This is a genomic window from Eisenibacter elegans DSM 3317 (assembly GCF_000430505.1).
Classification (GTDB): Bacteria; Bacteroidota; Bacteroidia; order Cytophagales; family Microscillaceae; genus Eisenibacter; species Eisenibacter elegans.
On the sequence record NZ_AUMD01000002.1, the window covers coordinates 20299 to 36482 of the forward strand.

Below are 16184 nucleotides of genomic sequence, written 5' to 3' on the forward strand. Positions count from 1 at the left end.
TGGATAAGCTGCTACAATGAAATGTAGGCGGTGTAAGGTTTTTGACGAACAATCCCCCTTTATTGCCCTTCTGTTATTGGTTACCAATATACAAACTTTTGGCCATAATGCATACGGCACACGGGTTTTTCGACAAAACTATTGCAATTCAAGTAAGATGGGGGCGTGGTCGGAGTGTTGAGCTTCTGGCAAAATGATGCTTCTCCTTAGTGTGGAACGTAAGGTTTCTGTTACCATATGGTAGTCAATGCGCCAGCCCACATTCTTGGCGCGGGCATTGCTACGGGTGCTCCACCAAGTGTACTGATGTGGCTCTTGGTTGAAGTGTCGGAAGGTATCCACAAAGCCAGACGCGACGAAGTTGCTCAGCCAAGCACGTTCTTCGGGCAAGAAGCCGGAGGTCTTTTCGTTGGCCTTAGGGTGGCGGAGGTCTATTTCTTGGTGAGCAATGTTATAATCACCACAAATCAACAACGCTGGGTGGCTTTGGCGTAAGTGTTGGATATATGCATAAAAAGCGTGATTCCACTCCATCTTAAATACTTGGCGCTCTACCCCCGAAGAGCCCGAAGGCATATAGACACTCATGACCGAGACCCCGTCAAAATCAGCGCGGATGACGCGCCCCTCAGCGTCGCCCAAGGGGTGTGGATAGTCTCCATAACCTATTTGGACAGCCCTAGGGGCTGTTTTGGATAAAATAGCCACACCGCTATATCCCTTCTTGCTCGTAGCAGGGTGCCAGTAATGATGGGTGTAGCCTAGCTCTTCAAATAATTGAACAGGGACTTGTGCTTCGGTAGCTTTGATTTCTTGAAGGCATAGCACATCGGGTTGGGAGGCGCGTAGCCATTCTATCAATCCTTTCTGAATGGCTGCACGGATGCCGTTGACATTATAACTGATGACTTTCATGCGGTGGTGGAGTTGTGGTCCGATTATTAGCCAAAAACCATACAAGCCTTACGGCAAAAGACCCGCAAGAGCTTGTAGGAGTCGGCCTTATTTCGATGACAAAGTACTCAAACCATCCGCAGTTTCCAAACTATATGTTCAGCCAATAGCTGATTTTAAGAATCAGGCTTTGGTTACGTATCTTGAATAAATCGGCAAAATAGTTGTCTGTATACACAATGAACAAGTCAGACATCGGCTTGAAGCGCCACTGGAAGCGGCTGTTGATATTGACATTGTTGATTTGGGTATTGTATTGGAAGAAGGTAGTCCAGAACATCGTATTAGAAAAAGAAAACTCTACCGTAGCGCCCATCAGGTCAAGGTTGGTAGCCCCAAATTGTTCTGGCAGGCTTACTTCGTTGCGGCTGTAATTGATGCTGAAGTTACCCCAAGGCTGGGTGCGCAGGCGCATATTGGCTCCATAGGTCAGTAAGGTTCCGTTATAGAAACCACCGGCATTGACAAATACACTGCCCGCCACCGCTTTGCGGTTGTCGCTCCAATATTCCGCATTGACGCGCTGGTAGTCGTAATAAGTAGCCGGAAGCAGCTCGTCGCCGCCGATGAGATTCAGGCGGAAGGGCAGTTGGACAGCATTATGATTGAACCCTACCCAAATCCCTGAGGTATTCTGAAAGCGAACGCGGTATCCAAGGCCACTATCGTGTTCGTTGAACTGCCCGTCGAGCAGCCAAAAGGTGTTTTTCCAAACCTGCGGCCCGTGTTGGTTGATGATGCGGCTGTGTTTGCTGATAAAACTGTATCCACTCCACATACTGCCACGTGTGAACCCCAGCCGCACTACCTCGTCAGTATCAGGGTTGAAGTTGTAGAGCCTAGGGATAAAACCCATATCGGTGATGTAGTTGTCGCCTACGCGCTCCCAAGCTCCGCCCACATAAAAGTTGCGCGAATCATAGGCATAAAAAGCCTCATGATACTCTACCTCTTTCATTGGTTCGGGGTTGAAGGAGCGGTGATAGCGTGCTGCCGAACGGTGTTTGCCGTTTGGCGATACAAATTGAAACTCTAGCCCTGCTACTCTGTTGAAGGCCGTTTCGGTATAGCCCTCTGGATTGGAGGTAGCTTGGCGGTTGATCATAATCCCTCGTATGCTGGAGCGTTTGAGTACCCGCTGTTGAAAAGCAGCCACAAAATAGTTTTGGCTAGCAAAATCGCCTCGCTCGGCAGTCTGTATATCCATTACCCCGATACGCAGCCCCTTGTTGACATTGCCCGTGAGGCGCAAACCCCCATAAATATCGACTGGTTGCCCATTGCGCAGGCCAATACTGCGCGAAAAAAACGGGCGTACGTGATTAGTGCCAAAGTTGGCAAATAGGTCACTGTTTTCGAGGAAGAAATTGCGCCTCTCAGGGAAAAATAGACTGAAGCGCGTCAAGTTGGTCTGTTGACGGTCTACATCTACTTGCGAAAAGTCTGGGTTAATTGTTACGTCGAGGTTCAGGGTAGGGGTAATGGCAATCTTGGCATCCATTCCGGCATTGCGGGTATAGGTTGTGCCCGCGTCGCCTTCCAAATCACGGTTGAAGCCTCCGGTTAGGTAAGGAATCAAGACAACATTGCCTTTGCTGACCTGCGGGGTGCGATCCCAATGTATTGCGCCGGTAAAGCCTAGGTCAAAAGGCTCCATTTGTAGGGGAACCCGCGCCCAAGTAGAGTACATATTGTGGTTGATGTCGTTGCGGATAAAGTTGATTCCCCAATCTTCGATATTGGGGTCATAGCGCAAACTTTTGAAAGGGATGGCCATTTCTACCACCCATCGGTCTTCGTATTGGCGGGTTTGAGAATACCACTTGGCATCCCACTCTTCAGCATATCGGTTGACAGTAATGAGCCCTTCCATTTGAGCGCCGCCTGCATTGACCCCAAAAAGAAAACCGTTAGAACGCTGGTTCATCGGGTCAAGCACTAAGGCAAACCCCTCGCTGTCCCAATGACCCACATCGCGCTTGAGTGTCTGAATCACATAGGGTGACTTTCCATAGCATATCGCACTGATATAGAGCATCTCGTCCGAAAATAAGATGCGGACTTCTGTCCGTTCTTCGGCCAATGCCGTATCAGCAGGCCACTGTTGCCAAAAGTCTGTGGCTACTTGCGCTTGTTGCCAAGTATCTTCTAAGATGCCGTCAATCTTGATTTCGCCACTGATGTATTGGGTAGAAAGACGGTAGTGCTCACGGTTGTCGCCTGGTGGTTTGGGTTTGGCGATGAGCGTTTGACAAAAAAAACCGACCAAAAATAAAGGCAGCAGCCCTAAAAGACAAGGTGTATGTGGGGGGGACATCATAGGTGTAGAGAATACTTCTCTGTGTTAAGTGGTGTTTGGTAAGGGGAGGAGGAGTAGTGGCATACAGAAAAGCCAGTATCCAAAAGACACATCATCTGAGCTAGGGTTGCAGGAAGTAACACACTTCCTCTAGGGTGATTTTCATACAAAAATACGCTTCAACTACCTGAAAGTAAGCTTCCTTCGACACTCAACAGGTCTACAGCCACAAGCGACAGCTATAGCACAACAAGTGCAAAATCAAATAGTTGTAGTGTGTAACGATTTTGACTACCCCAAAGCCTATGCCTATGTGATAATTATCACGGACAAACTGCTATTTTTTTGGTTTATTGCTATTCAACATAAATTATATCCTAGTCCGATAGCGTGTTGCCCTAGTGTCAACATCTTTTTGGAGTAGCTGCTCATCTTTCTTACTTAACAATTTACAATCATGCACTATCAAATCCTCATTATTGGCGGTGGCACAGCCGGTATCATGGTGGCCTCCCAATTGCTCAAAGCCAACAAAGCGCTCTCTTTGGCCATTGTAGAGCCTTCCGAAACGCACTATTACCAGCCTGCTTGGACATTGGTGGGCGCCGGAGCATATGATATGGGCAAAACCGCCCGGCCAATGAAGTCACTCATTCCCACAGGTGCTACTTGGATTCAGGACTATGCCGCAGCTTTTGAGCCTGAGCAAAACGCAGTCAAGTTGCGCTCCGGAGAGGCTATCACCTATGATTACCTCGTAGTAGCTCCCGGGCTTGTGATGGCTCCCGAGCTCATCGAAGGGCTGCCCGAGGCTCTTGACAAAGGAGTGGTTTGTAGCAATTATACCAATCCTGAACATACGTGGCAGGTGATTCGAAACTTCAAAGGGGGCAATGCTGTGTTTACCCAGCCTACTACGCCTATCAAATGTGGAGGTGCTCCACAAAAAATAGCGTATCTGGCCGCTGATTATTTCCGTAAAAATGGTCTATCTGCTAAGTCTAATGTGGTTTTTGCTACCCCGGGTTCGGTGATTTTTGGAGTAAAGATTATCGCCGATACGTTGATGCAGGTTGTCCATCGGTATAATATTCACTTTAAGCCCTTTTATGCACCGGTCAAAATAGATAGTAACAACCAGACCATCACTTTCCGTAGTGTGGCACCAGACGAAAACCACTGTATCGTCAACGAGGGTAATGTGCTCAAAGAACAACTGGTGGGTAGCTCTGAGATTGTGATGCCTTTCGATATGTTACATCTGGCACCGCCACAGGTAGCGCCGTCATTTGTCAAAGAATCTGCCTTGGTCAATGAGGCCGGGTGGTTGGACGTAGACCAGGGAACACTCCAACACAAGCGCTACCCCAATATCTTTGGGTTGGGAGATGTTGCTGGCTTGCCCACAGCCAAAACCGGAGCTGCTATTCGCAAACAAGCGCCCGTTGTTGTCCAAAACCTGCTGAGGCTGATGCGCTCACAAGGCCTGAGCAACAAGGTATACGATGGCTACTCTTCGTGCCCCTTGGTTACGGGCTATGGCAAGATGGTGCTGGCAGAGTTTGATTATCAAGGCAACTTCACCCCCGACCCCAAGCTCAAACAAATGCTTGTATTTAATTCACACAAAGAGCATTGGCGGCTTTGGATGCTCAAAAAACATATGTTGCCTTATCTTTATTGGAACAAAATGATGAAGGGACAAGATGTGTAGCGCCGATGGCTATGCAGCCCGCAATTGTTGAACCGGAATATTGGCCAGTTGCTTTTGTACCAATGCCTCATCTATGAGGATGGTTTCTGGATTGTCTTTGCGCGAAGGCAGCTCATACATCAAGTCTATCATCACCAGCTCACAGATAGCTCTCAAACCTCGTGCGCCAAGGCGGGTTTCGAGGGCTTTTTGGGCTATCAGGCGCAAGGCTTCGGGGCTAAACTCCAGCTGCACATCTTCCATCGCAAATAGTTTTTGGTACTGCTTGACTAGCGCATTCTTGGGTTGGGTCAAGATATTGAATACGGCCTGCTCATCAAGAGGGTTGAGGTAGGTAAGCAAGGGCAGGCGGCCTATAAGCTCAGGAATCAGCCCATAACCTTTGAGATCCTGCGGGTTGACATAGCGCAGCAGCTCCTCAGGTTTGGGCGCTAGGCTGTTTTCTACCTCAGAAAAGCCAATAGGCCTAGTTTTGAGGCGAGAGGCGATAATCCGCTGAATCCCATCAAAAGCGCCACCACAGATGAAAAGGATATTGTCGGTATTGACTCTTACGAGGTCTTGTTCGGGGTGTTTGCGGCCACCCTTAGGGGGCACATTGACCTCTGAGCCCTCCAAAATCTTGAGCAGTCCTTGCTGTACGCCCTCCCCTCCTACATCCTTGGTGATAGAGGGGTTGTCGCCTTTGCGGGCTATTTTATCAATCTCATCAATGTAAACAATCCCCCGCTCGGCGGCGGCTACATCGTAGTCGGCAGCTTGTAGCAGGCGTGTCAAAACATTCTCGATATCTTCGCCCACATAGCCCGCCTCTGTGAGTACGGTAGCATCAGCCATACAGAAAGGTACTTGCAGAATGCGCGCCAGTGTGCGGGCTAAGTAGGTTTTGCCCGTTCCTGTTTCGCCTACCAAGAGGATGTTTGATTTTTCAATCAGCACCTCATCGTCTCGCATACTTTGTTGGAGGCGCTTGTAATGGTTATAAACTGCTACACTCAGAATCTTTTTCGCGTGCTCTTGCCCTACGACATATTGGTCGAGGTGAGATTTGATTTCCGAAGGGGGAATCAGCTTGAGAGGTTTGTTGAACTTAGACTTGGCCTTGCGTTTGGGCTTGACTTCTTGCTCCACAATCAGATTGGCCTGCTCCACACAGTCGTTACAGATGTTACCGTTCAGGCCTGTGATGAGTAACGAAACATCTGGCTTATTGCGTCCACAGAAACTACACTGTTGATTTTCCATAAGTTTTTATTCGAGTGGGAGTATGAGGCCGAAGCGCAAGAAAAAGCGAACTGCGCGTGGCTCACTGGATTGGTGCTTTGGTAATAAAACAAGAATACTGTACAAAAAACTCCGAAGAGCCTTTTGTACAGTGCAAAGTTTGTTAAGTGGCGCAGTGTTATTTACGTGGGCGTGAGAGCACCTCGTCGATGAGTCCATATTCTTTGGCTTCGATGGCGCGCATCCAGTAATCGCGGTCAGAGTTGCGTTCTATCTCTTCGATAGGCTTGCCGGTATGCTCTGCCAAGATTTCGTACAGTTCCTGCTTGAGGATGAGGATTTGCTTGGCCGTAATTTCGATATCAGAGGCTTGGCCTTGTGCTCCGCCTAAAGGCTGGTGAATCATCACACGGGCGTGAGGCAGGGCAGTGCGTTTGCCAGTAGTACCTCCGGCAAGCAGAATAGCCCCCATAGATGCAGCCAAACCCGTACAGATAGTCGCTACATCGGGCTTTACATACTGCATCGTATCATAAATACCTAGGCCAGCATATACCGAACCGCCCGGGCTATTGATATAGATGAGGATGTCTTTTTCAGAATCTAACGATTCGAGGAAGAGCAACTGAGCCACTACGATATTGGCCACTTGGTCGTCGATGCCTGTACCGAGGAAGATGATACGGTCACGCATCAGGCGCGAGAATACGTCCATTTGAGTTACGTTGAGCTGGCGCTCTTCGATGATATAAGGAGTCATATTTTCGACATAGCCCATGTAGCTGTCAATCGTTGTTCCGCTGATACGGTGATTGTGGACAGCATACTTTCTAAATTCTTCTCTGTTTAGCATAAAAAGGGGAGTTTTGGGGGAGTAATAATCTACAAACGGCAAAAGCGTGTCAATGTTTGGCTTTTGCAACATATCGAATATTTTTCAAAATCCATACCCAAGCGCTAAAAATGTTGGAATGTGCCAAAGTGGCAGATATATCAATAAAAAAGCACGCCAAACAGGCGTGCTTTCTGGAAGGTATATATAGGCGGACTTTGTCCCAAGGTTGGTATTAAGCCTGCGTGGTTTTGGCTTGCTCGTTCTCAGTTTTGAGCAACTCCTCAAACTCATCAATAGTCAACGCTACTGTTTCGAGCTGTAGGCTTGGTTTGAGCTTGTTGACAATGGCCACAGTGAGTTCGTCGTTGAACAGGCGCTGGTAGTTGGCATTATTGTCGCGGGTGAGGTAGTTTTGCAAAAACTGTGTGGCATATTCACCCAAGACAGAAAGGTCGTTGATACCAAATTGCTGCTGGATTTCCTCTACGGCGCGCTTCATAACTGCGTCGGGAGCTACTTCTGCTTCGTGCTCTTTTTGTAGCTTTTCCGTGATTCTATCCCATCGAATCATACGGCTGTATTGTTGCAAGCCGTCTTCTTCGATAAACTTGGTGTATTCTTCGGCTGCCATACGTTCTTGCATGTACTCCTTTACGTATTCCTCGGGGAAGTCAATGTTTACACTGTTGAGGAGCGCTTCACGGAAATCAGCCACTAGCTTACGGTCTGCGGTAGAGGCATAGTTGGCGCGGATGGTTTCCATAATCTTGGCACGGAAAGCCTCTTCCGTTTCGATTGGGTTTTCTTCTTGAGAGAAAACTTTGCTGTAAAGCTCCAAACCTAAGGGTGCCGGTGTATGGCGGTGTATGCGCGTGGTTGCAAACTTGAAGGGGCCGTTTTCGTACAGTTCTTCAAGTTTAGCAGCATCTCTTAAGCAGTATTTTGCGAGTTCTTCTCGGCTACCAAACAGGGTATCGAGGTCTTCGATGGTTACTACTGCGCTGTTGTTTATCCCTACAAAAAGTGCTTTGCCAGCGTCCGTCATTTTGTCTAGGGGGAGGCGCAAGAATACGGATACGGAAGGTTGGAAGTCTTCCTTTTCTGTTTCGTCAATGGTATTGCCATTTTCGGCTTCCTTAGCTACATAAGCAGCAAACTCGGCTTCGTGGGCGGTGATGCTGTAGAGTTCTCCCATCACGGCATCTGTTGCTTCGGCAGTTTCGGGCTCGGTAGTCTCCCCAAATTGCTGCTGTAGTTGCTCAATGGTTTCGTCGATAGTCTTATCAAGTGGGGAGATGTCATATAGCTTTAGCTTGAGGCTGTTGAGGTCATAAGTGAAATCCCCTGTAAAGCCTAGCTTGAAAGTAAATTCAAACGCCTTTTGGTTTTGCCAATCTACGTCTTCTTCGGTAGCCAGTTCGGGAGTGAAGATGGGACGAATTTGCTGAGCTTCGAGATACTCATCAATGCCTTTGCCTACCAATTGGTTTACTTCCTCTACCAATGCGTCTATGCCATACATCTTACGCATGAGGCCTACGGGAACTTTGCCAGGGCGGAAGCCCTTAATTTGGGCACGCTTGCTATATTCCTTTAGTTTTTTTTCGACACCGGGTTGATAATCTCTTTCATTTATCGTAACTTTAATCAAGCCGGTTGTATTGCTGTTTTTTTCGAGAGTAATGTCCAAGGCACTATGAATTTGAGTGGAGAACTGCTTTACAATACAAATAAGCCCCCAACTGTAAAACATTGAGGGCCTAGGGATACAACTTAGTGCGGATGGAGGGAGTCGAACCCACACGCCTCGCGGCGCTAGATCCTAAGTCTAGTGCGTCTACCAATTTCGCCACATCCGCTGATTGTTGTGTAGAAGTGATTGGGAGTGCAAATGTAGTAAAAAAAAATCACTCTGCAACATTCTGTAATTTTTTTTTGCTAACTTATCATCCCTTTTGCCAGAATCTCATTGATGATGATTTTATGAAGGAAAAAATAGAGCCCATGGAAGCACCTGTTTCAGACACCCACCCGGCTCCGGAAGCGGAGCCTTCTGCCCAAGTACAAGCCCTAGAGGCAGAGCGCAAAGAGATACTCAAACGTTATCGCCGCCTGTATAACAGTATCAAGCCTGCCTTTAAGGTAGGAGATGCCAAGCTAATTCGCAAGGCCTTTCAAGTAGCCGCCGACGCACACCGCCACATGCGCCGCAAAAGTGGAGAGCCTTATATTTACCATCCTATCGAGGTAGCGCAAATCGCCATTGATGAGCTAAGCCTAGGGCCTACGGCCATTGCCGCCGCCCTACTACACGATGTGGTAGAAGACACCGAATGGACGCTCGAAGATGTTAGGCGCGACTTTGGCGAGGGCGTAGCCCGCATTGTCGATGGAGTTACCAAAATCCCCTCTTCGTCTGACTACAAACAGGCCGTAAGCTCTTCGCAGCAAGCCGAAAATTTTCGGAAAATGCTCCTGAGTCTCTCTGACGATGTGCGTGTGATTATGATTAAGCTGGCCGACCGCCTACACAATATGCGCACGCTCGAAACTATGCGACGTGATAAACAGCTCAAAATCGTAGCCGAGTCAATGTATGTCTATGCGCCCTTGGCGCACAGGCTCGGGCTATACAAAATCAAGTCAGAGCTAGAAGACCTGTACCTCAAATATACCAACGAAGAAGCATACCGCAGCATTGTAGACCGCCTAGACCGCACCAAGGAACAACGCCAAAAGTTTATCCAAGAGTTTATTGCGCCGCTTGACACAGCCATCAAAAAAGGTGGATTTAAGGCCAAAATCATCGGACGCTCCAAGTCGGTGTATTCTATTTATAATAAAATGCGCAAGCAGAATGTCAGCTTCGATGAAATCTATGACCTCTTTGCCATTCGCATTATCTTAGACAGCGAAGGACCACAAGAAAAAGCAGATTGTTGGACGGTCTACTCTATCGTTACAGACCATTACCACCCCAATTCTCAGCGCTTGCGCGACTGGATCAGCACGCCTCGGGCCAATGGTTATGAATCACTCCATACAACCGTGATGGGGCCGGAGGGCAAATGGGTAGAGGTGCAGATTCGTACCCAACGGATGGATGATATTGCTGAAAAAGGCTATGCCGCCCACTGGAAATATAAGGAGAAAGGTGTGCAATCGCGCAAAAACCGTAAAGGCGAAACCGAAGAGGCAGGGTTGGACGCTTGGCTGCGCATTATCCGAGAGCTTCGTGAGCAAAACCAAGAGCTCAACGCCGTTGATTTTATCAATGAATTTCGGGCAAATCTCTACAGTGAAGAGGTTTTTGTTTTTACGCCAAAGGGAGATCTCAAACGCCTTCCCATAGGGGCTACTGCCCTAGACTTTGCCTTCGAGATTCATACCGAAATCGGTTATCAGTGTCTTGGAGCTAAGGTCAATCAGAAGTTGGTACCGCTAAACCATAAGCTCAACAACGGCGACCAAGTCGAAATCATTACCTCTCGCAAACAAAAACCCAACCGAGATTGGCTCAAGTGGGTCGTCTCGGCGCGTGCTAAGGCCAAAATCAAAGATTTCTTGCGCCACGAAATGCGTGATGCCATTGCCGAAGGGAAAGAAATTATGGCGCGTAAGCTCAAACAGCTCGACCTAGAGTACAGCCCGGAGTTACTGAATCAAATCCGTACTTTCTTTGAGCTAAAGAGCACCAGCGACTTGTTCTTCAATCTTGGCAAAGGATATTTACTGCCCCAGCAGTTGAGCAGATTTGCCAACTGGCTCAATGAACGCAACGACAAGAATGCTGCCTCTCCTAAGGCCGAGGCCAAACCTAACGCCCCCAACAACCCCCAACAAGAATCCTCAGAAGAGGTAAAGGTTTTTTTGTCAAATAAGGATACGCTACTTATTGGCGACCAAAGCCAAATGCCCTACTCTTTGGCTCGTTGTTGCAATCCTATTTTGGGCGACGAGGTGTTTGGGTTTATTACCCTGAAAGACGGAGTCAAAATCCACCGTGCAGATTGCCCCAATGCGCCCGCACTATTGGCCAAATATGGCCATAGGGTCATCAGGGCACGCTGGCAAAATCTCCCAGATGATAAGTCGTTCCTCGTGGGGCTCAAGATAGTAGGCACTGACCGGGTAGGGCTTATCCGAGATCTTACCAAGGTCATCTCTACCAAGCTCAAAGTCAATATCGACTCACTCGAAGTAGGCCGAACCGACACAGGCATCTTTGAGGGTAGTATCGGGCTGTTTGTGCGCGATGTCAATCACCTCGACAATATTCGTGAACTGCTGCGCCGAATTGACGGGGTAGTCAGTGTTGATCGGGTAGACACTGATGAGTAACACCCAAAAACAATCACTCCCTGCAGTCCTGACTTAGGGAATGTAGGGAGTAGATTAGGAAAAATACTATATGCAGTAGACTGCAAATAAGGTGCTTACGCCTTTGTAAGGCAGCGCCTGATTGTGGTATAACGCCGAGATATTGTTTTTAAATATCTCGTTAAATCGGGTTGGGTTACACTTTATAGATCAAAGCCACTGCATGGGCTGCCACTCCTTCTTCACGACCTACAAAACCTAGGCGCTCGGTGGTGGTGGCTTTGACGCTCACATTGGCGACTGGAATTTGCATCACATCTGCCAAACATCGTTGCATCGTATCGATATGAGATTTTAGCTTGGGTGCTTGCAAGCTGACAACAGTATCAATATTGCCAATCTCATACCCAGCTTCTCGAATCAACTCCATCACACGGCGAAGCAAAATCTTGCTGTCGATTCCCTTATACTGTGGGTCGGTATCGGCAAAATGATACCCTATATCGCGCATATTGGCCGCGCCCAACAAGGCATCACAGATGGCGTGGATGAGCACGTCGGCATCCGAATGCCCTACTGCGCCTTGATGGTGAGGTACTTTGATACCGCCTATCCAAAAATCTTGACCTTCTTCGAGCTTGTGTACGTCATAGCCTTGGCCTATTCTGAATTGATTCATAAAAGTAGTTTGATGTATGGTTTATTGCGTGTTTATACTCAATGGAAATGATACCTAATCAACATTATACCAAGATTCACTTGAGTTGAGCATCAAACAAACCTTGGCCTAAAGGGTGTTTAGCGTAGCATCTTGAGCGTTTTCTGGAGACTTCGGACGGCGATATCGACTTCGTCTTTGGTGTTGTACATCGCAAAAGAGATGCGGGCAGTACCGCTGATACCGAGCGAATCCATCAAGGGCTGTGTACAGTGGTGTCCGGTACGGATGGCGATACCGTCGGTGTCAAGCAAAGTACCGATATCGTTGGGGTGGCAGCCATCTACCACAAAGGAAATCACACTGACTTTTTGGGCGGCAGTGCCAACGATGCGCAGCCCTTCGATTTGCAACATTTGCTCAGTGGCATATTGCAGGAGTTGGTGCTCGTAGTGAGCAATGTTGGCCTTGCCAAAGCTACTGACATACTCTAGGGCATTGCGGAAGGCGATGGCATCGGCAATGTTGGGAGTGCCAGCTTCAAACTTGAAGGGCAGCTCGTTGTAGGTGGTATGTTCGAAGCTTACATCTTTGATCATCTCACCTCCACCATGATACGGGGGCATAGCCTCTAACAAGGCTTTTTTGCCGTAAAGCGCACCAATGCCTGTAGGCGCATATACTTTATGCCCTGAGAAAGCATAGAAATCACAGTCTAGGTCTTGCACATCGAGCGGAAGGTGTACGCTGGCCTGTGCGCCATCTGCAACAAAGATGGCACCTACGGCGTGTGCCATAGCGGCCATTTCTTTGATAGGATTGATAGTACCCAAGGCATTAGAGGCGTGTACGATAGAGACAATCTTGGTACGTGGGCTGAGTAGTTTTTGGTACTCCTCCATTTGCAGCTCTCCGTGTTCGTTGAGCGGAATGACACGGATGTGTGCGCCTTTTTCGGCAGCCAAAAGCTGCCAAGGCACGATGTTGGAGTGGTGCTCCATCGTAGAGAGGATGATTTCGTCTCCGGCTTGTACATTGGCACGGCCATAGGTGCTGGCAATGAGGTTGATGGCTTCTGTTACACCACGAACAAAGATGATTTCCTGCGTACTTTGAGCATTGAGAAAATCGCGAATGGCTTCGCGGGTTTGCTCGTACTCTTCGGTAGCTTTGGCCGCTAAGTAGTGTGCGCCTCGGTGGATGTTGGCATTGGTGGCTTCGTAGTAAGTAGTAAGCGCCTCAATCACCGTCTTGGGTTTTTGCGAAGTAGCGGCATTGTCAAAGTATACCAAGGGTTTGCCGTGTACTTTTTGGTGTAAAATGGGAAAGTCTTGACGGACTTTTTCTATATCGAAAGCAATGTCTGTAAATTGCATAAGCGTCAGCGTTAGGGGTGGAAAAACGAGAGACCTACGGTCTGTGAAGATAACCACAGTAGCCTATCAAAATGTTTCGCATCGGGGAGATGGAGCGTTATTTTTGCACAAAAAGTGTTTGTAGTGCCTCCCAAAGTTGTTTTTTGAGGGCAGTTTGTTGGTGCAAGGTTTCGAGGCTGTCGGAGAGGAGATAGCGAGCGTTGCCGTGGGTATGTACTTGATAATAAGGTTGTTCGGGTTGTGTTTGAAGACCAAAGGCTAGTAGGTGGCCTGTTTGTTCAAGCCAAGGACTGAGATCGAGGCTAGGCTCAGAGGCAAAAAGCGCAATGTTGACCATTTTACAACGGTGTAGGCCATAGCCAACCGCCTGCAATATTTTACGAAGCAGCTCTTCCTCCAAGTCTGTAGGGCTTACCCGTGTAGGGCTGAAATACAACAGCGAAAGCTCCGTTAAGGGGCTTTCGCTCAAGTCGTACAGCTCTTCCGGAAAAAACTGGTCTTCCCAAAGGAAGTCGTCCTCATTTTCGGGGTTAGCGGTAGTCATTGGTACTGGATTTATTGCAACATTTTGAACAGCGCCGTAAGCTTGTCTTTAAGGTCTTTACGGTCTACGATAAAGTCCAAGAAGCCGTGTTCGAGCAAGTACTCTGAGGTTTGGAAACCCTTGGGTAGGTCTTTGCCGATGGTTTCGCGAATGACGCGTGGCCCGGCGAAACCGATGAGAGCATTGGGCTCCGCGATATTGAAATCTCCCAACATCGCATACGAAGCTGATACCCCCCCGGTGGTGGGATCTGTCATCAGAGAGACGTACGGAATTTTTTCTTTAGCTAACTGTGCCAGTCGGGCAGAAGTTTTGGCCATTTGCATCAGCGAGTAACCAGCCTCCATCATTCTAGCCCCACCGGAGCGCGAAATCATCAAGAAGGGGATACGGTGTTGGCGGGCATATTCTACTGCACGGGCGATTTTTTCGCCTACTACCGAACCCATAGAGCCACCAATGAAGCCAAAATCCATACAAGCCACGACAAGGTCAAGCTCGTTCATTTTGCCGTGAGCTGTCCGAACAGCATCCATCAGCTTGGTTTTGCGTTGGGTAGACTGTATCCGAGCAGGGTAAGGCTTAGAGTCTTTGAACTCTAGCGGGTCTACCGAGCTGAGCGTAGGGTTGAGTTCGGTAAACTCGTTATTGTCAAACAAAATATTAAAATATTCGGCGGAGCCAATGCGCTCGTGTTGGTTGCAATACATACAGGTGTAGTTTCGCAACTTGAGCTCGCGTTGGTGCATCACATTTTTGCAATTACTGCACTTGTGCCACAGGCCGTCGGGCGTTTCACGTTTGGCTGCGGTGGGCGTGATGATGCCTCTTTCTTTTCGTTGGTACCAAGACATAAAGCAAGGGGGTTGGTCGAAAATAAAAGGTAGCGGCTATAGCCCCGTTGGGTGGCCAAACCGCTACCAAAGCCTTTAGGCAATATCTATTTGCGAAGCAAGATATACGTCTTGAATGGCATTGAGCAGCTCAATACCTTCATTCATAGGGCGTTGGAATGCCTTACGACCTGAAATCAAGCCCATACCACCAGCGCGCTTGTTGATAACGGCAGTGCGAACGGCTTCGGCCATATCTGAAGCACCAGAAGAAGCACCACCAGAGTTAATCAAACCTGCACGACCCATATAACAGTTGGCTACTTGGTAGCGGCAGAGGTCTATGGGGTGCTCAGAGCTGAGTGTATCGTATACGTTTTTATGGGTTTTGCCAAAATTGAGGGCATTGTATCCGCCGTTGTTTTCGGGGAGTTTTTGCTTGATGATATCGGCTTGGATGGTTACACCCAAGTGGTTGGCCTGGCCGGTCAAGTCAGCCGAAACGTGATAATCTACCCCGTCTTTCTTAAAAGCACCATTGCGGGTGTAACACCACAAGATAGTCGCCATTCCGAGCTCGTGAGCTTCCTCAAACATTTCGGCAACTTCAACAATTTGGCGAGCCGATTCTTCAGAGCCAAAGTAGATTGTTGCGCCAACAGCGGTGGCTCCTAAATTCCAAGCCTCTCGAACAGAGCCAAAAGGAATCTGATCAAACTTGTTGGGGTAAGTCATCAGCTCATTGTGATTGACTTTTACGATAAAGGGGATTTTGTGCGCATACTTGCGTGAAAGCATCGCCAAGCCGCCAAAAGTAGTTGCTACAGCATTACAACCGCCTTCGATAGCTAGTTTGATGATGTTTTCGGGGTCAAAGTAGATAGGGTTGGGGGCAAATGAGGCGCCGGCGCTGTGCTCGATGCCTTGGTCTACCGGAAGGATAGACACATAGCCCGTGTTGGCCAAGCGGCCATTGCCAAAGAGTTGCTGTAAGCTCTTGAGTACTTGTGTGTTGCGGTTGCTTTGCACAAACACATGGTCTACAAACTCAGGGTTGGGTAGGTGCAACATCTCTTTGTTGATGGTTTTGCACTGATGCGAAAGCAACTGCTCTGCGTCTTGGCCCAACAGGCTCACTATCTTATCGTATGACATTGTATGCAGGGTTTGGGGTACAATATACAGTTTTTGAATTATTAGGCCACAAAGATAGACAAAACCACTTAGATTGAGCAGTTAAGGGGTTGGTTTTTTGTTGGATGCCAGAAATGATAGATAGCGATGTTGTCTGTTGATGACAGCGCTTTATAATGATGAACACATAGAGGTTACATCAGGCCTTGGGCTTTCATCTCTTGCCTTAGTTGTTCGATACTGGCAAGGGGTAGGTTGGTTAGTTCCTGAATGATTTCATTGTTGTAACCCTT

12 protein-coding genes and 1 tRNA gene are annotated in these 16184 nt (G+C 48.2%); 2 read left to right on the forward strand and 11 right to left on the reverse strand.

The window, feature by feature from the left end:
* Positions 1-138: 138 nt before the first annotated feature.
* Together G499_RS0100425 and G499_RS18185 are read right to left on the reverse strand one after the other, a co-directional pair.
* Entirely contained in the window at positions 139-915 is a 777-nt protein-coding gene (locus G499_RS0100425) for an exodeoxyribonuclease III (protein WP_026998308.1), read from the reverse strand.
* Positions 916-1045: 130 nt separating this feature from the next.
* Positions 1046-3274 carry a DUF5916 domain-containing protein gene (locus G499_RS18185; protein WP_051295792.1) on the reverse strand — a complete coding sequence of 743 codons (2229 nt, stop codon included), beginning with the start codon at positions 3272-3274 and terminating at the stop codon, positions 1046-1048.
* 436 nt (positions 3275-3710) lie between these two features.
* Here G499_RS18185 and G499_RS0100440 point away from each other — a divergent pair, with 436 nt between their 5' ends.
* Entirely contained in the window at positions 3711-4967 is a 1257-nt protein-coding gene (locus tag G499_RS0100440; protein WP_035726155.1) for an FAD-dependent oxidoreductase, read from the forward strand.
* A 9-nt stretch (positions 4968-4976) separates the two neighbouring features.
* On the opposite strand, the gene clpX is transcribed toward G499_RS0100440, so the two are convergent.
* From clpX to G499_RS0100460, 4 genes are all read right to left on the reverse strand, one after another.
* Complete coding sequence (gene clpX, locus G499_RS0100445; RefSeq protein WP_026998310.1) at positions 4977-6212, reverse strand: ATP-dependent Clp protease ATP-binding subunit ClpX; 1236 nt, start codon at positions 6210-6212, stop codon at positions 4977-4979.
* 157 nt (positions 6213-6369) lie between these two features.
* The gene (locus G499_RS0100450) at positions 6370-7044 is read right to left on the reverse strand and encodes a ClpP family protease (protein WP_026998311.1); all 675 of its coding nucleotides are present in this window, start codon (positions 7042-7044) and stop codon (positions 6370-6372) included.
* Between the two features lie 214 nt (positions 7045-7258).
* Positions 7259-8716 carry a trigger factor gene (locus G499_RS0100455; RefSeq protein WP_161627661.1) on the reverse strand — a complete coding sequence of 486 codons (1458 nt, stop codon included), beginning with the start codon at positions 8714-8716 and terminating at the stop codon, positions 7259-7261.
* Between the two features lie 87 nt (positions 8717-8803).
* A tRNA-Leu gene (locus tag G499_RS0100460) sits at positions 8804-8885 on the reverse strand.
* A gap of 124 nt (positions 8886-9009) precedes the next feature.
* On the opposite strand from G499_RS0100460, the gene G499_RS0100465 reads away from it, so the two are divergent.
* Positions 9010-11367, forward strand: coding sequence for a RelA/SpoT family protein (locus tag G499_RS0100465; RefSeq protein WP_425387241.1), 2358 nt, complete (start codon positions 9010-9012; stop codon positions 11365-11367).
* Between the two features lie 175 nt (positions 11368-11542).
* Here the strand turns inward: G499_RS0100465 and ispF are convergent, their stop codons facing one another.
* The 5 genes from ispF to G499_RS0100490 form a co-directional block, all read right to left on the reverse strand.
* Positions 11543-12025, reverse strand: a complete 483-nt coding sequence (gene ispF / locus G499_RS0100470) for a 2-C-methyl-D-erythritol 2,4-cyclodiphosphate synthase (protein WP_026998314.1) — start codon at positions 12023-12025, stop codon at positions 11543-11545.
* A 119-nt stretch (positions 12026-12144) separates the two neighbouring features.
* The gene (locus tag G499_RS0100475) at positions 12145-13380 is read right to left on the reverse strand and encodes a cysteine desulfurase (protein WP_026998315.1); all 1236 of its coding nucleotides are present in this window, start codon (positions 13378-13380) and stop codon (positions 12145-12147) included.
* 97 nt (positions 13381-13477) lie between these two features.
* The gene (locus tag G499_RS0100480; RefSeq protein ID WP_026998316.1) at positions 13478-13924 is read right to left on the reverse strand and encodes a hypothetical protein; all 447 of its coding nucleotides are present in this window, start codon (positions 13922-13924) and stop codon (positions 13478-13480) included.
* A gap of 11 nt (positions 13925-13935) precedes the next feature.
* Entirely contained in the window at positions 13936-14778 is an 843-nt protein-coding gene (gene accD, locus G499_RS0100485; protein ID WP_026998317.1) for an acetyl-CoA carboxylase, carboxyltransferase subunit beta, read from the reverse strand.
* 75 nt (positions 14779-14853) lie between these two features.
* Positions 14854-15912, reverse strand: a complete 1059-nt coding sequence (locus tag G499_RS0100490) for a class I fructose-bisphosphate aldolase (protein WP_026998318.1) — start codon at positions 15910-15912, stop codon at positions 14854-14856.
* Positions 15913-16184 lie beyond the last annotated feature (272 nt).